The organism is Reinekea sp. G2M2-21 (assembly GCF_015687175.1).
Taxonomy (GTDB): domain Bacteria; phylum Pseudomonadota; class Gammaproteobacteria; order Pseudomonadales; family Natronospirillaceae; genus Reinekea.
This window is the reverse complement of sequence record NZ_JADPQG010000001.1, coordinates 527,591-549,306: the sequence shown is the minus strand read 5'-3', so window position 1 is coordinate 549,306 and position 21,716 is coordinate 527,591. Positions and strand designations below refer to the sequence as shown.

18 protein-coding genes and 8 tRNA genes are annotated in these 21,716 nt (G+C 47.0%); 2 read left to right on the top strand and 24 right to left on the bottom strand.

Going from position 1 to position 21,716, the window contains the following annotated elements; genetic code table 11:
* The first annotated feature begins 45 nt into the window (after nt 1-45).
* Nucleotides 46-969, top strand: coding sequence for a histone deacetylase family protein (locus IYN85_RS02545; RefSeq protein WP_196157268.1), 924 nt, complete (start codon nt 46-48; stop codon nt 967-969).
* Between the two features lie 50 nt (nt 970-1,019).
* On the opposite strand, the gene ylqF is transcribed toward IYN85_RS02545, so the two are convergent.
* The 18 genes from ylqF to IYN85_RS02455 form a co-directional block, all read right to left on the bottom strand.
* Complete coding sequence (gene ylqF / locus IYN85_RS02540; RefSeq protein WP_196157267.1) at nt 1,020-1,886, bottom strand: ribosome biogenesis GTPase YlqF; 867 nt, start codon at nt 1,884-1,886, stop codon at nt 1,020-1,022.
* 96 nt (nt 1,887-1,982) lie between these two features.
* Nucleotides 1,983-2,843 carry a 1-aminocyclopropane-1-carboxylate deaminase/D-cysteine desulfhydrase gene (locus tag IYN85_RS02535; RefSeq protein ID WP_196157266.1) on the bottom strand — a complete coding sequence of 287 codons (861 nt, stop codon included), beginning with the start codon at nt 2,841-2,843 and terminating at the stop codon, nt 1,983-1,985.
* A 15-nt stretch (nt 2,844-2,858) separates the two neighbouring features.
* The gene (locus IYN85_RS02530) at nt 2,859-4,586 is read right to left on the bottom strand and encodes a hypothetical protein (protein WP_196157265.1); all 1,728 of its coding nucleotides are present in this window, start codon (nt 4,584-4,586) and stop codon (nt 2,859-2,861) included.
* 538 nt (nt 4,587-5,124) lie between these two features.
* A tRNA-Asp gene (locus IYN85_RS02525) sits at nt 5,125-5,201 on the bottom strand.
* Between the two features lie 271 nt (nt 5,202-5,472).
* A tRNA-Asp gene (locus IYN85_RS02520) sits at nt 5,473-5,549 on the bottom strand.
* A 6-nt stretch (nt 5,550-5,555) separates the two neighbouring features.
* Nucleotides 5,556-5,631: transfer RNA gene (locus IYN85_RS02515), tRNA-Val, on the bottom strand.
* Between the two features lie 159 nt (nt 5,632-5,790).
* Nucleotides 5,791-5,867 (bottom strand) — tRNA-Asp (locus IYN85_RS02510).
* A gap of 6 nt (nt 5,868-5,873) precedes the next feature.
* Nucleotides 5,874-5,949 (bottom strand) — tRNA-Val (locus tag IYN85_RS02505).
* Between the two features lie 112 nt (nt 5,950-6,061).
* A complete protein-coding gene (locus IYN85_RS02500; RefSeq protein WP_196157264.1) occupies nt 6,062-7,339 on the bottom strand; it encodes a TRAP transporter large permease in 1,278 nt (425 codons plus the stop codon).
* Complete coding sequence (locus IYN85_RS02495; protein WP_196157263.1) at nt 7,336-7,824, bottom strand: TRAP transporter small permease; 489 nt, start codon at nt 7,822-7,824, stop codon at nt 7,336-7,338. The genes IYN85_RS02500 and IYN85_RS02495 overlap by 4 nt, the downstream gene beginning before the upstream one ends.
* Nucleotides 7,825-8,814, bottom strand: a complete 990-nt coding sequence (gene dctP, locus IYN85_RS02490; RefSeq protein ID WP_196157262.1) for a TRAP transporter substrate-binding protein DctP — start codon at nt 8,812-8,814, stop codon at nt 7,825-7,827.
* 12 nt (nt 8,815-8,826) lie between these two features.
* A complete protein-coding gene (locus tag IYN85_RS02485; RefSeq protein ID WP_196157261.1) occupies nt 8,827-9,663 on the bottom strand; it encodes a TRAP transporter TatT component family protein in 837 nt (278 codons plus the stop codon).
* Between the two features lie 79 nt (nt 9,664-9,742).
* Nucleotides 9,743-10,240 carry a hypothetical protein gene (locus tag IYN85_RS02480; protein WP_196157260.1) on the bottom strand — a complete coding sequence of 166 codons (498 nt, stop codon included), beginning with the start codon at nt 10,238-10,240 and terminating at the stop codon, nt 9,743-9,745.
* A 1-nt stretch (nt 10,241) separates the two neighbouring features.
* On the bottom strand, nt 10,242-10,943 hold the full coding sequence (locus IYN85_RS02475; RefSeq protein ID WP_196157259.1) for an OmpA family protein: 702 nt from the start codon (nt 10,941-10,943) through the stop codon (nt 10,242-10,244).
* Nucleotides 10,943-12,190 carry a hypothetical protein gene (locus IYN85_RS02470; protein WP_196157258.1) on the bottom strand — a complete coding sequence of 416 codons (1,248 nt, stop codon included), beginning with the start codon at nt 12,188-12,190 and terminating at the stop codon, nt 10,943-10,945. The genes IYN85_RS02475 and IYN85_RS02470 overlap by 1 nt, the downstream gene beginning before the upstream one ends.
* A gap of 261 nt (nt 12,191-12,451) precedes the next feature.
* A complete protein-coding gene (locus IYN85_RS02465; RefSeq protein WP_196157257.1) occupies nt 12,452-13,582 on the bottom strand; it encodes a sodium ion-translocating decarboxylase subunit beta in 1,131 nt (376 codons plus the stop codon).
* Nucleotides 13,583-13,595: 13 nt separating this feature from the next.
* The gene (gene oadA, locus IYN85_RS02460) at nt 13,596-15,392 is read right to left on the bottom strand and encodes a sodium-extruding oxaloacetate decarboxylase subunit alpha (protein WP_196157256.1); all 1,797 of its coding nucleotides are present in this window, start codon (nt 15,390-15,392) and stop codon (nt 13,596-13,598) included.
* Nucleotides 15,393-15,443: 51 nt separating this feature from the next.
* Nucleotides 15,444-15,677, bottom strand: coding sequence for an OadG family protein (locus IYN85_RS02455; RefSeq protein ID WP_196157255.1), 234 nt, complete (start codon nt 15,675-15,677; stop codon nt 15,444-15,446).
* Between the two features lie 291 nt (nt 15,678-15,968).
* Here IYN85_RS02455 and IYN85_RS02450 point away from each other — a divergent pair, with 291 nt between their 5' ends.
* Nucleotides 15,969-16,913, top strand: a complete 945-nt coding sequence (locus IYN85_RS02450; RefSeq protein ID WP_196157254.1) for a tRNA-dihydrouridine synthase — start codon at nt 15,969-15,971, stop codon at nt 16,911-16,913.
* Nucleotides 16,914-16,926: 13 nt separating this feature from the next.
* On the opposite strand, the gene IYN85_RS02445 is transcribed toward IYN85_RS02450, so the two are convergent.
* The 6 genes from IYN85_RS02445 to alaS form a co-directional block, all read right to left on the bottom strand.
* Nucleotides 16,927-17,003: transfer RNA gene (locus IYN85_RS02445), tRNA-Arg, on the bottom strand.
* A 48-nt stretch (nt 17,004-17,051) separates the two neighbouring features.
* A tRNA-Arg gene (locus tag IYN85_RS02440) sits at nt 17,052-17,128 on the bottom strand.
* 28 nt (nt 17,129-17,156) lie between these two features.
* Nucleotides 17,157-17,246: transfer RNA gene (locus tag IYN85_RS02435), tRNA-Ser, on the bottom strand.
* Nucleotides 17,247-17,361: 115 nt separating this feature from the next.
* Complete coding sequence (csrA, locus tag IYN85_RS02430) at nt 17,362-17,553, bottom strand: carbon storage regulator CsrA (RefSeq protein WP_196157253.1); 192 nt, start codon at nt 17,551-17,553, stop codon at nt 17,362-17,364.
* A 224-nt stretch (nt 17,554-17,777) separates the two neighbouring features.
* Nucleotides 17,778-18,995 carry an aspartate kinase gene (locus tag IYN85_RS02425; RefSeq protein ID WP_196157252.1) on the bottom strand — a complete coding sequence of 406 codons (1,218 nt, stop codon included), beginning with the start codon at nt 18,993-18,995 and terminating at the stop codon, nt 17,778-17,780.
* 13 nt (nt 18,996-19,008) lie between these two features.
* Nucleotides 19,009-21,615, bottom strand: a complete 2,607-nt coding sequence (gene alaS, locus IYN85_RS02420) for an alanine--tRNA ligase (protein WP_196157251.1) — start codon at nt 21,613-21,615, stop codon at nt 19,009-19,011.
* Nucleotides 21,616-21,716: the final 101 nt, after the last annotated feature.

The following is a 21,716-nucleotide window of genomic DNA, read 5'->3' as shown; positions in this document are numbered from 1 at the left end:
ACTCTAGCCCTATAATGCCTATAAATTCAATGGCCTATATCAACGATGACCAAAACTGCGTTTATATACCACGAACATTGTGAATTACATGATATGGGTGAGGAACACCCAGAATCACCGCTGCGGACCAAAGCCATCCGGGATCGTTTGATCTCGACTGGTCTGATGAATGAACTTATTCCATTGGAAGCGTATCAGGCAAAAAAAGAACATGTATTGAGAGTTCACCACAGCAATTATGTAGAACAACTCGATCGAATCAGCCCACGCCATGGGTTAATCCAGGCCGACCCGGATACATTAATGGGACCTCATACCTGGGAAGCCAGTTATTTGGCTGCCGGAGCAGGAATCCTTGCTGTTGATGGCGTGATGAACAAAGCATTCAACCGCGCTTTTTGTGCTGTACGACCGCCTGGTCATCATGCAGAACCCAACGTTACCATGGGCTTTTGTTTTTTTAATAACATCGCTGTCGCAGCAGAACACGCGATTAAGCATCACGGACTAAAAAAAGTAGCCATCATCGATTTCGATGTTCACCAATGTAACGGCACCATCGAAATGTACGAAAACCGCCCAGATGTTATGGTTTGCACCAGCTTCCAACATCCTTTTTACCCGAACAGTCATTGGGCCGTTGAGCACCCTCACATACTACTGACACCAATGGTTGCGTTTTCTGACTTTCGTGACGTGCGAATAGCCTGGGAAGAACAGTGGTTGCCTGCCTTAACCGCGCATCAACCTGAAATGATTTTCATCTCAGCAGGCTTCGACGCTCACACCAAAGACCCATTGGGACAGATCAATTGGCAAACTGAGGACTATTTCTGGTTAACGCAAGCCATTGCAGAGGCAGCTGATCAACTCTGTCACGGTCGAATCGTGTCTATCTTGGAAGGCGGCTATCATCTGGAAGCTCTGGCGGATGGCGCTGAAGCCCATATCCGGGCGCTGATGGCCTAATCCCTTGTTTTAGCGGACAGACAGGGACAGGCCACTAAGTACGAACAGTTTCAGCTATTCTCTTCCAGCAGATCACGGTACGGAACCTCTTGATCTGGTTCTTCAAGGCTGATCCGACCCAATGCACCAGATCTTAAATCTTTCAGCACAATTTCACTCACCTTGTGCCAGTCCACGTCTCGCCCTTTAACACAGGCGCGCTGACGGGCAATCGCCTCCATACATTCCATCGAAGTGGCTGGGATATCTTTGAGTTTATAGCGTTTAATCAAGGACTCCGGGTATCGCTGAGATAGGTAATCAACCGCGAACAGAGCGATATCTTCATATTCGACCGCAGTGTCTCTAATAGCCCCACTGGCGGCAAGTCGATAGCCACCCAACTCGCTTTCCGGTGACGGCCACATAATCCCTGGAGTATCCATTAGCGTGAAGTCTTGCGCGATTTGAATCCTTTGCTGATTTCTGGTGACAGCGGGTTCATCTCCGACACGAGCAATTTTTTTGCCCGCCAGGCCATTAATGAGTGTTGATTTGCCAACGTTCGGTATGCCGACCACGACGCTGCGAACAGGTTTCGCCAGACCTCCTCGATGCGGCGCCAATTGACGACAATAGCCTGGTATTGCCGCCAACTGTTTTTTGTCGCTCATAACCATGGGGACGACAATAATATTCTTCTCCTGTTCCAGGTGATGTTGCCATTTATCGGTCACTGCCGGATCGGCAAGATCGGCTTTACTGAGCAATCGCAATACGGGCTTGTCCCGACGAACTTTCGTTAGAATTGGATTCATGCTGGAATAAGGTATTCGGGCGTCCAATACCTCAATAACGACGTCTATTTTGGGGATGATTTCACTAATTTGCCGGCGGGCTTTCGCCATATGCCCCGGAAACCAATTGATTTTTGCCATTAGAACCACTTGCAAAAGCTTAAAAGCGGCATTGTAGCATGCCGGTTCCGCCCCTGTTCCCTAATAATTCGTATGTCATTGAATGCTTGCATTCGATCACTTGCGATTACCCTGCAACCCACCGGTATGAATAACCGAGATCTGATGTTTTTGCAGGGCATCATCCGAATTTAACCTTTGTGCCAATGCATGAAACACTTTCGTTGTGTACACCGGGTCTAATTCACAGTTATTTTGCTTCTCGAAAACGTCCTTGAATGCCTGCTCCTGCACAGTTAACTTTCCGAATCCACGACCTGCACCCTCTGGCCACAAATGAATATCGTCCATGGCGACACCTACGTCAGTTAACTTAATCCATAAAGCTTGATAGTTATCAGGGTCACGGAATACAGGCACACCAACCACCTTTACCTGTTTAGGTTTACTTAACACCAGTCCTGCATAGGTGCTTCCCGAGCCAATTGCGCAGACGACTAAGGTTGACTTCGGGTCTATCCCTCGCCACCATTGCGCTGAACCTCGAATGGCCTCTTTGGACCAACCACCCTCATCAATGCGCAATGACTCTTCATATTGACCAAGCCAAAAAGTCCAGAATTCATCGCTGTATCGCTTTTCGTATTCATCATGAGAAATAAAATGAATATGCATCCCCCACTTCTGACAATCGATCAGAGTAGGGGTTAATGGTTGCGTTTCGTAGCCCCGCACCAAACCGACAGTTTGAAAACCACTTTCATGCCCTGCCCAAGCTAACGCGTGCAAGTGATTGGAGTATCGGCCGCCGACGCTTACCAAAAACGACTTGCCTTCTTTTTTAGCTTTATCCACCAAGGGAATTAATTTGAATAGCTTGTTTCCAGAGACGAACGGGTGCAATAGATCACCACGGACAATGGTGACGTTTGGGTAGACTGGCCAGCTTTGACTGACCAGTTGAGAATATGAAATCACGCTGGCTTTGGCTAGTTAGCTCGTTTTACGGAACATCGCCACATTACCACCTTCCAATCGATGCTTTGAACACCGATTAGTCACACCTGGTTGAAAATCAGATGGCGTATCAATTCGCTTTACCGGAACACCGCATTCCTCGCATTCTGCGCTGTCATAGTGCAGTAACCAGGACTTGTAATGCTCCAAAGTAACACTGCATTTTTGCGCAGCAAATGCCATTGGTTTTTCCAGATAGTCTTCTAATTGCCTGGCCGGCAAACTGATATGGCCAGCCCCAGGATGATAGGCGACAAACACCAGCTCCAATTTTTCCATTTTGTCGAACATTTCACTGGAATCAACTGACGACTCTTCCGCTTCACTGAGTTCTTGCGCAAGCTGGTCTCTTTCGGTTGAGATTTTCTTCAACTGTTGCTGCAGTTCCTGAACTTTAAACTCTGCTGTTTTCAATTGCTCTTTCATCTGAGCACTTGTAGCGCTTAACTCAAGTGCCTGATCACCGCTTTGCTCTGCTTGCGATTTAGCTACCGTTAACTGACCGGACAAACGGTCTCGTTCTCCTTCCAGTGTCGATACCTTGGCCTTCAGCTCTGCAACTTCCTGCTGCTTTTGCCCAATTCGTTCATTTAGATCTGAGATTTCTGTAGAGCTGGTGTTTTTGGACTCGGAGACCTGAATCTGATAACCCTCAATCCGTTCACTTAACTCCGTATTCAAAGCCTTTAAGCGATTAAGATCTTCTGCCATTTCATCCAGCTCAATGGCCTTACCTGTTAGTTCTTCTTTCAGCTCGATAATTTTACGGGATTTTTCATCATCGACCGATCGCTGGTTACGGAGCAACTCCAAGTACTCATCTTTAAGTTGATCGTATTGCTCTTTCTGACTTTCCGTCTGCTCCTGCAGTTGGATATGTTCACGCTCCAGCTTGGTATTTCTGGACTGAAGCTTTTCCAGCAATACCCTGTTTTGATTTGCCTGCTGTTCAAGTTCCTGAGCGCGATGACGGTAACTCTGCGCTTCGTTACGCATCGCACGCTTAACCTGATCGATTTCATCTTTGTACTTCTCTTCCAAGCCTTGAATGGTCTGTTTCTGCCTGGAAATCAACAAATCGACCTTTTTCTGAAACTCTGCAGCTTGATTTTCAAGTTTTTGATTGACCGCTGTTTGATCAAAGGATTGTTCTTGCAACGTAGGCACTTCGACGGTCTCGGACATTAGCGGAACATCATCAACGCTCACTTGCTGCTGAATAACGGGCGGAAGTGATCCAGCCGTAGACATCTCATCTTCTTCAACGATAAGGCCTAGCTTATTCCGTTGAACTGCTTCCGCCAACAGCTGCAAATGGTTGATTTCTTTCTGGTTAGGTTCCCACAGCTCACGCTGATACCAAGATACCGAGCATTGACTGCGGCAAGCGAGCCTGATGGGACCAGCACCCAAGTCCGGGCCTGGCCCAGCGTTCTCAGCAAGGTGGCGCAAAGGGATATTCCAGTCTTCATCGGCAAATCCATTTGCATTAAATTCGATTTGAAATGTCACAACGCTGTGAATCTTCAGAGATGAAGTGATTTTGATGTAGGCGGCATTGACTTCACGATTGGCTAGTTCAGTAATGCCAACAACACCGTCTAGTACAGCTTCGAATTCGGAGTAACGCATTTCTTTGACGATGGATTTTTTACCAAAGAAACAGATGGCTTCGAACAGTTCTTTACTCTTCCTCGATGACATAAATCGCCCCAAAATGCGTCTTTCTATTATCTCTTCTAGCCTATTTATTGGCTATTTCGCGCCATTCTATGCAATAAGATCCTTTCCTACTGTGAAATAATCAGCAGTTATAAGGTGAACTAGAATAATAATTGTCAGAATGTGACCTAGTTTACCTTTTTCTAATACGAAATTTTAGCAGAAGCCCAAAGGAGCATAGCTGTATTTCACCAAATTAGCCTTGCTTCTTTGTGAACCTAACTTCTGTTGATTGTATAGACCGGTTTTTTTAGCTTTCTTGAACCCTAGCTAGAAACCTAAGTCACACACACACCATCGTTTAGAACGAAATAATTGGACCAACGCAAAGACTAAATCTATTTCGCTGTAACAAATAATGACATTGTTCACGGCCTAGTCAGCCTGGTAACAAACAGTGATTTACTATAGGGAAATGGCGGAAGGGACGTGACTCTACTGGACCCGCTTTCCGAATAGCTCAGACTTGAGTAGCACTAAGATTATGAAACAATACTAATGATGGCTTACTTCAAGGAAGTGGCGGAACGGACGAGACTCGAACTCGCGACCCCCGGCGTGACAGGCCGGTATTCTAACCAACTGAACTACCGCTCCACGATAGACGAACTTAACGCGTTCGGACGTCTCTTTATACTTGAAAAAAGTGCGGAATAGCGAGACCGAATGGTCGGGCATTCCCGCTCGCGACTTAAGCTTTCGCTGGGTCGCGCTGTTAAGCTGTCACACTTAACGTCTCATTTATACTTTGAGAAAGTGGCGGAATGGCGAGACCGAGTGGCCGGGCATCCCCGCTCGCGACTTAAGCTTTCGCTGGGTCGTGCTGTTAAGCTGTCACACTTAACTTCTCATTTATACTTTGAGAAAGTGGCGGAACGGACGAGACTCGAACTCGCGACCCCCGGCGTGACAGGCCGGTATTCTAACCAACTGAACTACCGCTCCGCATTATGGTGGGTGTGAACGGGATCGAACCGCTGACCCTCGCCTTGTAAGGGCGATGCTCTCCCAGCTGAGCTACACACCCATAATGCTGATTTTTCGTTTCTCAACGTCTCTTTATACTTGAGACAAGTGCAGAATGGCGAGACCGAGTGGCCGGGCATCCCCGCTCGCGACTTAAGCTATTGCTTGGGTCGCACTGTTAAGCTGTCACACTTAACGCCTCATTTATACTTTGAGAAAGTGGCGGAACGGACGAGACTCGAACTCGCGACCCCCGGCGTGACAGGCCGGTATTCTAACCAACTGAACTACCGCTCCGCATTATGGTGGGTGTGAACGGGATCGAACCGCTGACCCTCGCCTTGTAAGGGCGATGCTCTCCCAGCTGAGCTACACACCCATAATGCTCTTTTTGTGCCGATTAACTACGTTAAGCTTCTCAAAAAGTGACGCGCATTTTATCGATTTTCCCAATGAAGTCAAACATTTAGCTGCGATAAGATATTTTTTTTTCAGCGGACAAACATTAGCACCATATCTGGCCAATATGTAATCAACAATACGACAGACAACAACACAAACATCATTGGTATTGTTGCCGTGTAGAGTTCAGAGATTGAACGCTTAAACCGATAACTGGCAATGAACAGATTCATACCCACCGGTGGCGTAAAGTACCCTATCTGCATGTTGGCGACAAAAATGATGCCTAGATGCACAGGATCGATGCCATACTCCATTGCGACCGGTAAAATTAACGGCACTATAATGATCAATGCTGCAAATATATCCAGAATCGCCCCCAATATCAGCAATCCAAAATTCAAACAAAGCAAGAATGCCCACCGGCTATCGATATTCGCCTGAATAAATTCAAAAACCTTCGCGGGTACTTCAAGGTCTACCAGTAAATTCGTAAAGGCTAGAGCCACACCAAGTATCAACAAGATGCCGCCAACCATTTTCATAGATTCGGCAGCTATCTTAGGCAATTGCTTTATGCTGATATCCCGGTAAACGAACACCTCGATGATCAAGACGTAGAGAGCCGTAATGGCCGCAATATCTGAAATAACCAACCAACCCGACAATAGCCCGCCCAAGACAATCAACGGGATGGCCAGTTCCCAAGCTGACAATCTCAGTTCAGCCAGAACCAATTTCAAACGGAACGGTGTTAAAGGTATATTCTCGTTGCGCTGACTCCAAAGTCCGTATACCCAGAGGGATACTATCATCAGCAGAGCTGGAATGAAGCCTGCTATAAAAAGATCCTGAATATCAACATCCGCGATATCCATTTGCTGAGCGACAATACCGTACAAAATCAACGGTAATGCAGGCGGCAATAACAGACCTAAGCTTCCTGAAGTAGTAACTAGGCCCAGGGCAAACTTATCTGAATAGCCTGATTGTTTGAGAGCAGGCAGTAAAAGTGCACCGAGAGCGACGATAGTTACCCCGGAGCCCCCCGTCAGCATAGTAAAAAACGCGCAGCCCAAGAGTGAAATTAACACCATACCGCCAGGCAACCATCCCAGCGCTGCCTGAGAAAGGTTAACCAGTCTGTCAGCTGTCTTACTTTCGCTGAGCAAGTAACCGGCAAACGTAAACAGCGGCAAGGCAATCAACAAAGTATTTTCTGTCAAGCGATACAGCTCAATAGGCAGTACCATTAAATCGATTTCTGACATCCAGAAACCAACTCCAGCACCACCCAGAATAATCGTAAATAATGGGGCGCCCAGAACGGCAGCGACCAAAACCAATAACGTTAAAGAAATTTTCAATGTGTCGACTCCGAAACTTTTGTGAAGACGACCGAGTAAAAGAAACGTAATGCCATCACACCAAAGCCCAATGGCATGATCAGTTCAAAAGGCCATGCAGGCAAATCGGAGAACGTTCTATTATCAAAGATAAACTCGTCGTAAACAAATCGACCCGAATGATAGGCCATCAGGGCACAGATCAACCCGGCAAAAACTTCAGCGCACTTGGTGATCACCACCAAGGGTACTCCGGTTAAATAGTGTTTTAGCACATCGACTGCAATATGTTGCTTTTCACGAGTAGCCACCATAGCACCCAACAATGCCAACCAAAGCACCAACAACCGATTTAAAGGGTCTATCCAAAATAAACTGGTACCAAAGACATTTCGCAACAAAATCTGTACAACCGATAGCACTACCATGGTTAACAACACAACGGCCAGTAAGAAAACCTCAACGGTTGCCCAGCCTTTGGCGATTCGAATTAAAAATAGGGGCATCTATTGATTCCGATATTCAGCGAGCTTCGCGGTAACCCGATTATACAAGTCCTGCTCAAACTCCCCTGATTCAATAAGTTTTTCGGTCGCCTTATCCGCTTCAGATTCCAGTGCCATTCGGGATTCTTCACTTAATGTCTGTATTTCAATGCCGAGAGATGACAAAGCTTCAAAGGCTTTTAAATTGTCTGCTCTGGCAATTTGATCTAACTTGTCGCTGCTTATGGTTAATTCTTTCGTCAAAATTGCCAGATCATTATCTGCAATACCTTTTAATGCTTTTTCAGCTATTGCAACGACACCGTAGGTATACATAAAAGGCGCATCCGTCAGGTACTGTGTTTTTGAGTACCACTGCAACGTTATTGCACCAACTGGCGGTGCAACAATGGCATTGATTGCACCAGTTTGCAGGGCAGTCAGAACATCCCCAATATTCAACGCTATCGGGTTAATGCCAAACGCTTTGGCGATTTTTTCGGAGAAAGGATCGTTAGCCGGCAACCATAACTTTTGTTCACGAAGTGTATCCAGATCTTTGGCGGGTACGTTAGTGAGTGCATACGCAAATCCGCCTTCAATCAATCCAAACGTGTGCCAATCGCTGTCAATAAACCCCTGATTCAGCTCCGCATCAAACGTTGCTCGAATGTAATCAACCTCATCAAAATTGCGGAATAATAAGGGTGCATTAAGTACCTGCGAATTGGGATAAGAGCTGGCTAATGCACCGCTGTGTATGAAAGCACCATGCAGCTGGCCAATACGGATCTTCCGCTGCACGGCCACGCCGTCACCCATTACGCCACCGGGATAAAATTTGAAGCTTATCCGCCCTTCGGTCATAGCTTCAATACGCTTTCCTGCGTCTCTCAACTCATTCAGTACAGCGTTACCATCCGGATACTCTGTTGAAATTTTAAGCACCTTCGCCTGAGCCAAAGGTAGACTCAACAAAGTGGCCGCGAAAAGAAACTTTAATAACCGCATATAAACCTCAAATTAAAAATAATCGTTAGATGTCGCCAGCAATTCTGCAGCCAGTTTTTGGGCATAAAAGTTTTGCAATGTATACCCTTCAACATAAGGGTCTAAGCTTAATGCTTGCTGAAGCAGGCTGTCGTGTAGTTCCTGATCAAACATCAACCGCGCAAAATTTGAAGCGTAGTAAACATAAATAATTAAGTTTTGCTCGTTACCAGCACGAAGCGCCGCCTCGTAATAGGCTCTTGCAACCTCGGGTTTGCCACCCAAACTCGGTGGTAAAATGCTATTCATTACGCCCAGGTACAGTTGCGCGGTCCCCTTTTCATAATCTGGCTCTATACTGACTACCTGTTTGAGAACTGCTTCCGCTTTTCCCAATTGGGCTATGGCCAACCAATCATCGGAATTCGCTTGAATGAAGCTTGCCCAGCCTGTTCCAAGCGAGTACAGATACGGTAGGTCCTTTTTAGAATTCCGCTGTTCAATCGTCGCATTAAATGCGTCTGAGTCCATTTCTGCTAATCCACAGACTTTCTTGTCATGTAAACAAAAGGCGGTAAACGAATGGTTCAACGCTTTCGTAGCCATTCGCTTTTTTCGTTCAGGCTGAGAATCAGGCACAAAAACACCAGCATACGAACCGTTAAGACTCGCCGCCGTTAAATGCATATCCGCGCTTTTAGGATACGTCTCTGTCAATGCGTCAACCATCAGCAGATAACTGGGCAAACCATCACTAACGGTCTGTAAATCATCGCTGTTTAAAATCGCCCCCGACAGGTTGCCAGGCAATCTGGTGGTGGCACACCCGCTCACAGCAAACAACATCGCCAGAATAACAATTTTCCGCATTTTGAAAACTCCTGAACCAGACCATTTAAGACAGGGCATTATAACCAGCTCCCATGAATAAAGGGGGTAAGCATACTCTTTAAACTAAGGATTTACGCATTTCCCGCTTCTCAGAAACGGGGTACTGATGGTATTGCTCCCAATACCCAGTCAGAGAAAAGCTGTCCAGTACCTGCCGGCTGTAGTTTTCCTTGCGCGCTTTGTAGGCGTCATAGCCTTTATATTGCAATTTTTGCAAACATGAAGGACAGACAGAGGTGCCAGTTGTCAACGCGCGTTCAGACGTTCCGATCTTACAGCTCTGCAGGCTTTTTTTAAGCTCATCACATTGCGCGAGATGGTAAACAAGACCGTCTTCCAGCCAGATTCGACTATTTTTGAAAACCAACGTGAAATCCAGTAAATGATGTATGTCCGACAGGTGCACCATGATCCCAAGTCGGTCGAGGTCGGATCTTTCAATGCCAGTGAGATGAAATCTAGGGTCAAAGAGCTCGAAATGCCCCAGTTTCGTCACTTGCATCCGTTCTTTCAGGTCATTGAAGGGGGAAAATTGCAAAAAATCAGGTAACTTCATATTAATGTCGCTGACTTTCCAAAATAGCAGCAATACGGGACTCAGCGTCCGTGCGCAATCGAAACTCCACACGGCGCGACCTCTCCCTGTCTTCCTCGCCATTGTCCAGAAAAATAGGCTTAGACGAAGATAGGCCGTTTGCTGTCATGTGTTCCTTCAACCATTCTTTCTCATTCTGTACATCTGGCAGCAGCAGCAAAAATTCGAGTGTTGAGCGGGTACGGGCCTGACTTAGCCCCATGTTCAGGATATAGGCGTTATCTTCAGATTGACTCAGCCAGCCGCTGGACGTGTGCCCTTCAATACGAACTTCGGCGATATCATCACGGTATTTTTTGGAAGCAATGATGTTCAGATAGCGCGGAAAGAAATCTTCGAGAATTGTCTGAAATTCCCCTTTCAGGTCTTTTTCACCCTTGTCAAAAATCAACTCAGGTCGACCGAACCGAATACTCAGATCCGGGTTGATTTCCGCCCCCCACTTGTCCAGATCAGGACCAAACTCCTCTACTAGGTCCTGATACAGTTGAGTTCGCAATTTGTCATAAAGCACCGCAACATCCCGGATCTTATTTCGCTCAATCTCAGCATTCACCATGAAAACAATTGCCACGAGCAGAAACACCATCATCAGGCCAGCCATAAGATCACTGACCGAAACCCAGTGTTCTTCCTGTTCGATATGTTCCTCATCGTTCCTCATTATTTCGCCTCTGCAGCCTTAATCAGATCCTGCAGACGATCCGTCAACGGCATATAGTCATTAACAAATTTTTCTGACAAGGCTGTCAGTTGATAGCCGAATGTCATCAAGGCTTTGCGTAATTCTTCTTCCATACCAGCTTCAAGAATTGTTAATTGCTTGTTATTTTGTTGCAACAGACTTTCCAATTGAGCGCCCATTGCCTGCTGTGACTTTTCAGTTCCTTCAATCAGCAAGCGGCTAACGTTTTCACTGGTATCCCGAATTCCCGCCGCCGTCTGTTCCAATAGGTTTTTCATTTGTTCGGATTGACCCTCGACAAGGGATTGCAGTCCGGTGGTCAACAGCATTATTCGCTCTTCCAGTTGAGGCAGCCCCTTTTGAGCGTCAACTATCAAAGTGGTAAAGGTTGTTAGATACTCACGTAAATTTTCGCTCTGATTTTGCAATGCGTTTAGCAGTGTTTCCATATCTTCAGCAACAGAAGTGAAGGACTGAGTTTGCGAGATGAGTTTTTCAAACGACTCAGCAGCGACCTTCGACGAATTTGCACTGCGCTCATTTGCGCTCAGCAGATCTTCCAATTGACCTTTATAAGCAGCCTGCCATTCGATCATTTGCCCCACAGCTGAATTCAGTTTTTTGAAGTTATCGCCATATTGCTCTTCAATTCGGGTATTGAATTCACGCATAACATGCGTAATGGCTTCTTCCAAGGCGACTCGATTCGCCTCAGTCATTTCGGCCTGATAACCTTTGAGTGTTGAAATAAGGATCAGGTGTTCCTCTGACCGTTTTTCGGATTCTCGTTTCGCCCATTGCATCCATCGCTCATTTTCTTTGTCGTCCACGATGACGGAATCAGCAATTCGCTCGAGGTGCCAAGCCAAGTCATCCATCGTCGCGGTCATTTTCGATTCACGATGCGCTCGTATACGCATCGTGGCAACGGCATAGCGAAATTTGATTGACAACGCACCCAGCAGTCCGGCGATGGACGTCCAGAAAGCCGTTTTTAAGCCTTCTAACAACTGTGGCACGCTATTCTCGACAGATGTCGTATCAAACTCGCTCAGACCTAATGCAACACCAAGAAAGGTCCCGAAGATTCCAATGCTGGTTAAGATACTGGGAGAATAATTTGCGGTATGAGCTGAATACACCGGGCCGTGAAAATACAGAGTCAACAACCCGATTGTGCCCATAATAATCCAGGTCAATGTGGAAAATGACTGAAGAAGCTCCATGTATCTACCTTACCTAACTGTTTTCTTTACCCAGTATGCCATCGGACGTCGTTCAGAGCACCACTGTTTAACTCGCCGACTCCATTTCACTGGCACCCCCAGCTAAACAAGTACTTTGTCATGGTTGGCAGCCTAGGAAGCACTTATTTATACGATGAGCACTACTGCAACCCCGAGCAATCTGTATACAGGCAAATCAACCAGACAAAAAAAACGCCGGACTTGCGACCGGCGTTACTGCATCATAATTCGCTGTATTAACTATCCAAAATAAGACAGCAATACACCAGCAGCCACTGCTGAACCGATAACGCCAGCGACATTAGGTCCCATGGCATGCATCAACAGGAAATTCTGATTGTTCGCTTCCAAACCAACCTTGTTCGAGACCCGCGCAGCCATGGGCACTGCAGACACCCCAGCTGAACCAATCAACGGATTAATCTTGACCTTGATAAACAAGTTCATCAATTTCGCCATTAAAACCCCTGTAGCAGTACCGACACAAAACGCAACCAAGCCCAATGCCAATATTCCTAGCGTTTCGACATTAAGAAATGCTTCCGCACTCATTTTGGAACCAACGGCTAAGCCCAGCATGATAGTGACAATGTTCATCAATGCATTCTGTGCGGTATCACTGAGCCGATCAACGACAGCACTTTCTTTCATCAGGTTACCAAAACAAAACATCCCCAGCAGCGGTGCGGCAGAAGGCAAGAACATGGCGACCATAAACAACACAACTATAGGGAAGATTATTTTTTCGCGTTTGGATACAACTCGCAATTGATTCATCTGAATCTTGCGCTCTTCTGCAGTTGTTAACAACTTCATAATTGGCGGCTGAATTAGCGGGACCAATGCCATATAGCTGTAGGCGGCGACGGCAATAGCCCCCAATAATTCCGGAGCTAATCGACTGGCGACGAAAATAGAGGTCGGACCATCCGCACCTCCGATAATCCCGATGGCGGCGGCATCCTGCAAAGTAAAGTCAACCCAACCCATGGAACTCATCCACACCGCACCAATAACGGTTCCGAAAATACCAAATTGCGCTGCTGCGCCCAGCAAGAGCGTCTTTGGATTGGCCAATAGCGGACCGAAGTCGGTCATCGCGCCTACACCCATAAAAATGAGCAAAGGAAATACGCCGGAAGAGATACCGACAACAGAAATGTAGTGCAACAACCCTTCATCGCCGGCCATCTCTGCGCCTGGAATATTGACCAGTAGCGTGCCAAAACCGATCGGTAATAGAAGCAAGGGTTCAAACCGACGTGAAATGGCCAGATAAATTAACACCAGGCCGACAACCATCATCGCAAATTGCCCACCCGTCAGGTTGTATAGACCCGACTCCAGCAACAGCTGTTGAAACTTTTCCATCAGAATTACTCCCTTAAAGTGTCAACAGCGTATCGCCGACAGAAACTGAGTCACCTTCTTTCACGCTGATACTGCTCACAGTACCGGCGCGGGAAGCACTGACTTCAGTCTCCATTTTCATCGCCTCAAGAATCATGACGACTTGCCCTTCTTCAATAACATCGCCAGGATGCACTAAAACTTTGAAGATATTACCGGCTAAAGGTGCTGGAATTTCAAAACCTGTGCTGTCTGCACTGGCACTACTCTGGGTACTGACATCCCCACCTTCTGAAATCTTGGGATTGTATGTTTTGCCATTAATCGAGACCGACACAGCGCCTTTCGCATCTACGGCAGCAACATAGGATTTGCCATTTACGTCGACGGTATAAACACCGGACGATTTACCTTGGCTCGCACCAGCAGCTTGAGCTGTCGGTACTGGCTCAAACGCGTCAGCATTGCCCCGGTTTTCCAGGAATTTAAGGCCAATTTGTGGAAACAGTGCGTACGTCAGAACGTCATCAACTTTGTCATCCGCCAGAGTAATTCCTTTTTCTTTAGCAATACCGTCCAACTCAGATATTAACTTGTCCAGCTCATTATCGAGTAGATCTGCAGGCCGGCAGGTAATGGGGTCTGCACCATCCAAAACTTTCTTTTGCAACTCCGTATCGAAAGGAGCTGGTGCAGCCCCGTATTCACCTTTTAAAATTGCCTGAGTTTCTTTGGAAATTGACTTATAGCGCTCGCCTGTCAACACATTCAGTACAGCCTGAGTTCCGACGATCTGCGAAGTCGGTGTCACCAGCGGAATGTGACCCAAGTCTTTACGAACTTTCGGAATCTCAGCCAACACTTCGTCAAATTTGTCGGCAGCGCCCTGTTCTTTCAACTGGCCTTCCATGTTCGTCAACATGCCGCCAGGCACCTGGGCAATCAGAATTCGAGTATCGGTACCGCGAAGCTGGCCTTCGAACTGGCTGTATTTCTTGCGAATCGACCGGAAGTAAGTCGCAATTTCTTCCAGCAGTTCCAGGTCCAGACCAGGATCGCGATCAGTACCTTTCAGAGCTGCGACCAGTGCCTCGGTTGGTGAATGACCGTACGTCATGGACATAGAAGATATGGCGGTATCAATATGATCAATACCTGCCTCAATGGCTTTCAATTGAGTCATTGACGACAGGCCAGAGGTAGCATGTGCATGCAATGAAAGCGGAATATCAAGGCTCGCCTTCATTTTACTAATTAATTCAAAAGCATCGTATGGGGCCAGGATACCTGACATGTCTTTAATGGCAATTGAATCCGCACCCATGTCTTCGATCTGTTTTGCTAACGACAACCAGTTTTCTGTATTGTGAACAGGGCTTGTTGTAAATGAAATGGTGCCCTGGGCGTGTGCGCCCTGTTTGCGTACAGCCTGCATAGCCCGTTGCAAATTGCGTGGATCATTCATAGCGTCAAAGACTCGGAACACATCGACACCATTCGCGACCGCGCGTTCAACAAACTTATCAACCACATCATCGGCATAATGTCGATAGCCTAGGAGGTTTTGACCGCGCAACAACATTTGCTGCCGGGTATTCGGCATAGCTTTTTTCAGCTCACGTATGCGGTCCCAAGGGTCTTCTCCCAAGAAGCGAATACACGCATCGAAAGTAGCTCCACCCCAGGATTCCAGCGACCAATAACCTACCTGGTCGAGTTTTTCACAGATAGGCAACATGTCATCAATACGCAGCCGAGTGGCAAACAGAGATTGATGCGCGTCTCGTAAAACGACATCCGTGATCTTGATCGGATTTCTATTTGTTGTCATGGATTCATACCTTTCAGAATCAAAAATTGGTGCCCACACAGAATTTGGGGGTTATTTTTCGTGAAACAGTTTTACAGCGGCGGCGACAGCGGCCACTTCCGTTAAGTCTTCACCGGAGGTTCTGCGTGTTTTCGAAGAATGGCTTTCTATTTCGTTCGGCGCCGGTAAGCGCATAATGATTTGAGACATGATTGATGTACCAATCACTAATAGGGCGAGAAATACGAAGACTGTCCCCATCCCCATGAACATGAGGTCGACGCCTTCTAAAATGAGCTCAGACATGGATTGATCCTTGTATGACCTAGAAAACAGAATTATGGATTCTACTTTTTTATATGTTATAAGGCCGATTTGCGCCCTGATTAACGACGTAGGTTACCTTAAATTGGGGAAAACGCGCAATAACAAGGCCACCACCATTCTTGCAATGATACGTTGCAATGAACCTGACTCAGCGCAATTTTCGAACAGAATTAATGACACTGCGTATACCCATCGATACAATTTTTCACTCGCAGGGAACCCGCCGCTCGTTTAGTATCCGCTCGTTTTTTTTTAACCACTGACCCAATAATGAAAATTTATCTTGCTCCAATGGAAGGCTTGGCCGATGTACATCTGCGCCAATTGATTGCGCAAACCGGCGGTTATGACATGGTATTCACCGAATTTATTAGGGTTGTCGATCAACTGCTACCTGAGCACGTCTTCCTCCGGCAAGCACCGGAACTCGAAAATCAGGGGTATACACGTTGCCGTACGCCCGTCAGAGTGCAGTTACTGGGAAACCACCCTGAAGCGCTTGCCTCAAATGCGAACCGCGCTTGCGAAATGGGTTCTCACGGTATTGATTTGAATTTTGGCTGCCCTAGTAAAACGGTCAACGCCAGTAAAGGCGGTGCTATCCTGCTAAAAGAACCAGAAACCATTTATCGAGTGGTGAAAAATGTCAGAGAGCAGATGCCCGCTAATCAACCCCTATCTGCAAAGATGCGACTAGGTTTTGACGATGAGTCAACCATGTGGGAATGTGCGCAAGCTATCTCCGAGGCAGGAGCCAATGAAATCATTGTTCATGCCCGTACCCGAAGCCAGGGCTATAAGCCCCCTGCTTACTGGCATAAGGCAGAGGATTTCGAACAGACCTTGCAGATTCCTTTGACAATTAACGGAGAAATCTGGACACCCGATGATGCAAAACGTGCAACCACTGAAGCAAATTGCCAATCCCTCATGCTGGGTCGGGGTGCCATCCGCAATCCCTTTTTAGCACAAGAGATTAAAAACACTGAACGTACGGCTGCGCTATGGACAGATATCGCGCCGCTAATTTTAGAGTTCTGGGATTCTATAGTTGGCTCCATGTCCCCGCGCTACTGCTCTGGCAGACTCAAACAATGGCTCAGCTATTTACGGGAATCTTATGTGCAAGCAGAAGACTTATTTTCAGTCATTCGAAAGTCGACCGAAGTTGAAGATATCACTACTCTTTTAAAGCGGGAAATCGAAGAAGTTTAGCAAAGAAAGGAAATGGCGCGCCCGGCACGATTCGAACGTGCGACCGCCTGGTTCGTAGCCAGGTACTCTATCCAGCTGAGCTACGGGCGCGCAAGGCGTGTTAGTTTATTTGAGAGTTTTACACAAAACTCTGAAGTTTGGCGCGCCCGGCACGATTCGAACGTGCGACCGCCTGGTTCGTAGCCAGGTACTCTATCCAGCTGAGCTACGGGCGCGTATTGTTGTTGACATAACATCAACAAATGGCGGAGAGAGAGGGATTCGAACCCTCGATGAGCTTTCGCCCATACGCCCTTAGCAGGGGCGCGCCTTCAGCCACTCGGCCATCTCTCCCAAACAACGGCGCGCATATTACCACGGTTTTTCAAAAAATAAAGAAAAAACTCAATAAAATTAACACATTAGCGAATTTTATCGATGTGGAATATAACGCCCTGGTCGAGACAACTCAGTCGTCATCCTGCTCCGGGTGCCCCATTTCTTTCTGAATACGCTGATAGATCTCTTCACGATGTACAGCAACATCCTTTGGCGCATTTACACCAATGCGTACCTGATTACCCTTAACTCCGAGTACGGTTACAGTGACTTCATCACCAATCATTAATGTTTCACCTACTCGGCGCGTTAGAATCAGCATTCACTAATCTCCTAAGTTTACTGGAACATTCCTGCTTTCCAGTTGTCCTTTCCTAATTCACGGACAAATGTACAACAATAATGCCTAGTATTGACCACAATTTAAAAAAATAAAGCTTCCGAATACATTTCTTTTTCGAAAGTTTCGTTCAGTACGGCAAATATGATCGCCAGGCGATTGATAATCTCATCACCAGAATTTTCGTTCAGATGCCAAGATCGACTTTAAACATCCAGCTCAAATGCCGTATGCAGAGCGCGTACGGCCAGTTCAAGATATTTTTCCTCTATGACCACTGAAACCTTAATCTCAGAAGTCGATATCATCAAGATATTGATGTTTTCTGCGGCAAGCGCATCGAACATCTTCGATGCCACTCCAGCATGCGAACGCATACCGACACCCACAATAGAAACTTTAGCTATAGCATTATCACCGCGAACCGCCTCTGCACCCAAGTCTTCTGCAACCGATTGCAGAACCTGCATAACACGATGATAATCGTTACGATGAACTGTAAAGGTAAAGTCCGTTGTATTATCTTCAGCGACATTTTGAACAATCATATCTACTTCAATATTCGCTGCACTCACCGGACCCAGAATCCGACTGGCGGCACCTGGAATATCAGGCACCCCGACCAATGTTAATTTGGCCTCATCCCGATTAAACGCTATGCCCGATATAATGGGTTGTTCCATTTTACTATCACCTTCAAATGTAATAAGCGTGCCATCACCTTCAACAAAGCTCGATAACACGCGCAATGGGACTTTGTATTTTCCCGCAAATTCCACAGATCGAATCTGCAAGACTTTTGAACCTAAGCTGGCCATCTCAAGCATTTCTTCAAATGTAATTCGCTCAAGCCGCCGTGCTTTCTCAACAACACGCGGATCCGTTGTGTAGACCCCATCAACGTCCGTATAAATCTGACATTCATCAGCCGACAGCGCTGCCGCCATTGCAACCGCGGAGGTATCTGAACCACCGCGCCCCAACGTTGTTGTGTTACCCTTTTCATCAACGCCCTGAAAACCGGCTACAACAACAACTCGCCCAGCTTTCAATTCCTGTTGTACAGCATCAACGTCAATCTCTTTGATTCGCGCTTTCGTGTGAGCACTGTCTGTCAGTATTCGAATTTGATCTCCGGTAAACGACTTCGCCTCACAGCCGCGTTCGTGCAGCGCCATTGCCAACAATGCAATGGTGACTTGCTCGCCAGTTGAGACAAGAACGTCCAACTCACGTGGGCTCGGCGTTTTGGTAATGTCCGCAGCCAGCGACAGCAATCGGTTCGTTTCTCCACTCATGGCAGAAACGACGACGACAACATCATGACCCTGATCCCGAAATGACTTTATTTTATCCGCGACCAGACCAATGCGCTCAACGGAACCAACACTGGTTCCACCAAATTTTTGAACATACAAAGCCATTAGAAATCCTCAGTCAAGCGTCCAGTTTCTGCTTAACCCAAGTGGTAACATTAGACAAGGCAACTTCTATTTTGCTGGCATCCCCGCCACCAGCCATGGCCATATCTGGTTTACCGCCACCTTTCGCGCCCATTAAAGCGCCAACTTCCTTAATAAGATCACCCGCCTTAATCTTGGCGATAAGGTCTTTTGTAACGCCGGCCGCCAACTGAACTTTTCCATCATTCACCGCGGCTATCAAGATGACGGCAGTCCCAAGCTTGTCCTTCATCTGATCCATGGTAGTCCGCAAGGACTGGCTATCAACGCCGTCCAAACGTACGGCGAGCACATTGACCCCGGAGATATCAACAGCCTGTGACGCTAAGTCTCCGGCTGCAGCGGATGCCAACTTGGTCTTCAACTGATCAATTTCACGCTCCAGATCTTTGGTATGCGCTAACGACTGATGCACCTTAGCCGCTAATTGATCGGCCGAGCATTTAAAGCTTAACTGCAGTTCATTCAGCAGATTTTCTTGCTGCCGCACTGTCGCCAGAGCATATGGCCCGGAAACCGCTTCAATCCGCCGAATACCAGCAGCGATACCACTTTCAGAGACAATTCGAAACAGGCCGATATCACCTGTTCGACGAACGTGGGTTCCGCCACAGAGCTCTTTTGAAAAACCATCCTGCCCCATGGTCAGTACACGTACCTTGTCGTCATACTTTTCGCCAAAAAGCGCCATCGCCCCGGATTCCCGAGCCGAATCGACATCCATGATGTCGGTTGACACTTCGGTATTTGCCATGACTTGAGCGTTAACGATGTTTTCGATCTCTCGAATTTCTTCTGGGGTTACAGCCTCAAGATGCGAAAAATCGAAGCGTAACTTATCAAACGTCACCAGCGAGCCGCGCTGTTGTACATGCCCACCGAGCACCGACCGTAACGCCGCGTGCATTAAATGGGTAGCACTGTGATGCCGAGCAGTGTTTTCGCGTTCATCTCGCTTAACAGTTGCCGTAATCTCGTCACCGCAATTTAATGAACCTTCTAGTACCGTTACCTGGTGCAAATGATGCCCCTGTAACTTCTGACAATCGTCAACTTGAATCTGCAATCCGTTAGCAGTCAACATACCCTGATCGCCAGCTTGACCGCCGGACTCAGCGTAAAAGGATGTCTGATCAAGAATCACAACACCATTGTCACCTGCCATTAATGTCGGCACATCCAAATTATCTTTTAAGATTTTGATCACGCGCCCGGTCGACACGAGGGTATCGTAGCCGAGAAAAACGGTTTGCCCCGGAAGTCCAAGATCAATATTACGATCCAATTTAAATTTGTTGGCAGATTTTGACATGGCTCTCTGCTCTGCCATTGCCGTATCGAAACCGACCTGATCAATTGTTAAACCCTTTTCACGAGCAACATCTGCTGTCAAGTCGGCTGGAAAACCATAGGTATCATATAATTTAAAGACCAGTTCACCAGGAATTACCTGGCTGTTTAAGTCGGCAATACCCGCTTCTAAAATGGACATGCCATTATCCAGCGTACGGGCAAACTGCTCTTCTTCAATTTTCAAGACTTTCTTAACATGATCGGCCTGCTGTGCCAGCTCTGGATAGGCGTCACCCATCTCAACAACCAATGCATCAACCAGCTTATACATAAACAGGTCAGAACAACCCAACTTGTAGCCATGACGAATCGCCCGCCGAATGATACGACGCAACACATATCCCCGGCCTTCGTTTGACGGAATAACCCCGTCTGCAATCAAGAATGCTGTTGAGCGAATATGGTCTGCTATCACTCGTAATGAGCGGTTCTCAATATCGGTACACCCCGTTACACCCATCACTGCTTTAATTAACGACTGAAACAGGTCGATCTCATAATTGGAATGAACGTTCTGCAATACCGCAGCTAGCCGCTCTAAGCCCATGCCTGTATCAACGGATGGTTTGGGCAATGGTACGCGGGTACCGTCTTCTAACGTATCGAACTGCATGAAGACCAGGTTCCAGATCTCAATGTATCGATCCAGATCGTCATCCGGGCTTCCTGGTGGGCCACCAGGCACATCTTCACCATGGTCATAAAATATCTCAGAACAGGGACCACAAGGGCCGGTATCACCCATCATCCAGAAGTTGTCTTTATCCCCCAACCGAGACAATCGTTTTGGATCAACGCCAATTTCGTTTATCCAAATATCTGCAGCTTCATCATCATCTTTATAGACGGTCACCCAAAGCTTCTCTTTCGGGAGCCCCAGTTCTTCAGTCAAAAAAGCCCATGCAAACTGTATGGCCTCTTTTTTAAAGTAATCACCGAAGCTGAAATTGCCAAGCATTTCAAAAAAGGTATGGTGACGCGCGGTATAACCTACGTTTTCCAAGTCATTATGCTTTCCGCCAGCCCGCACACATCGCTGAGCCGTGGTCGCTCGGTTGTAATCTCGTTTGTCGGTGCCCAGAAAGACATCCTTGAACTGATTCATACCTGCGTTTGTAAACAATAACGTAGGGTCATTACCTGGTACCAGCGAACCTGCCGGTACAATCCTATGGTCATTCTTTGCGTAAAAATCGAGAAAGCGACGACGAATTTCAGAGGTTTTCATGTGAAGGTACAGTCTCTATAGGGGTTTCAGCTTCAAAAAGGCTGTCAATAGTACACAGAACGGCGTGAGGAGGAAACAGCAGAGTGAGGGCAAAAAGGTTT

Excerpts from the sequence above, each read along its gene's own strand:
- IYN85_RS02545 (WP_196157268.1), top strand. The coding sequence starts at position 46 with ATGACCAAAACTGCGTTTATATACCACGAACATTGTGAATTACATGAT.
- ylqF (WP_196157267.1), bottom strand. The coding sequence starts at position 1,886 with ATGGCAAAAATCAATTGGTTTCCGGGGCATATGGCGAAAGCCCGCCGG.
- IYN85_RS02530 (WP_196157265.1), bottom strand. The coding sequence starts at position 4,586 with ATGTCATCGAGGAAGAGTAAAGAACTGTTCGAAGCCATCTGTTTCTTT.
- IYN85_RS02495 (WP_196157263.1), bottom strand. The coding sequence starts at position 7,824 with ATGCCCCTATTTTTAATTCGAATCGCCAAAGGCTGGGCAACCGTTGAG.
- dctP (WP_196157262.1), bottom strand. The coding sequence starts at position 8,814 with ATGCGGTTATTAAAGTTTCTTTTCGCGGCCACTTTGTTGAGTCTACCT.
- IYN85_RS02485 (WP_196157261.1), bottom strand. The coding sequence starts at position 9,663 with ATGCGGAAAATTGTTATTCTGGCGATGTTGTTTGCTGTGAGCGGGTGT.
- IYN85_RS02480 (WP_196157260.1), bottom strand. The coding sequence starts at position 10,240 with ATGAAGTTACCTGATTTTTTGCAATTTTCCCCCTTCAATGACCTGAAA.
- IYN85_RS02475 (WP_196157259.1), bottom strand. The coding sequence starts at position 10,943 with ATGAGGAACGATGAGGAACATATCGAACAGGAAGAACACTGGGTTTCG.
- IYN85_RS02470 (WP_196157258.1), bottom strand. The coding sequence starts at position 12,190 with ATGGAGCTTCTTCAGTCATTTTCCACATTGACCTGGATTATTATGGGC.
- IYN85_RS02465 (WP_196157257.1), bottom strand. The coding sequence starts at position 13,582 with ATGGAAAAGTTTCAACAGCTGTTGCTGGAGTCGGGTCTATACAACCTG.
- oadA (WP_196157256.1), bottom strand. The coding sequence starts at position 15,392 with ATGACAACAAATAGAAATCCGATCAAGATCACGGATGTCGTTTTACGA.
- IYN85_RS02455 (WP_196157255.1), bottom strand. The coding sequence starts at position 15,677 with ATGTCTGAGCTCATTTTAGAAGGCGTCGACCTCATGTTCATGGGGATG.
- IYN85_RS02450 (WP_196157254.1), top strand. The coding sequence starts at position 15,969 with ATGAAAATTTATCTTGCTCCAATGGAAGGCTTGGCCGATGTACATCTG.
- csrA (WP_196157253.1), bottom strand. The coding sequence starts at position 17,553 with ATGCTGATTCTAACGCGCCGAGTAGGTGAAACATTAATGATTGGTGAT.
- IYN85_RS02425 (WP_196157252.1), bottom strand. The coding sequence starts at position 18,995 with ATGGCTTTGTATGTTCAAAAATTTGGTGGAACCAGTGTTGGTTCCGTT.
- alaS (WP_196157251.1), bottom strand. The coding sequence starts at position 21,615 with ATGAAAACCTCTGAAATTCGTCGTCGCTTTCTCGATTTTTACGCAAAG.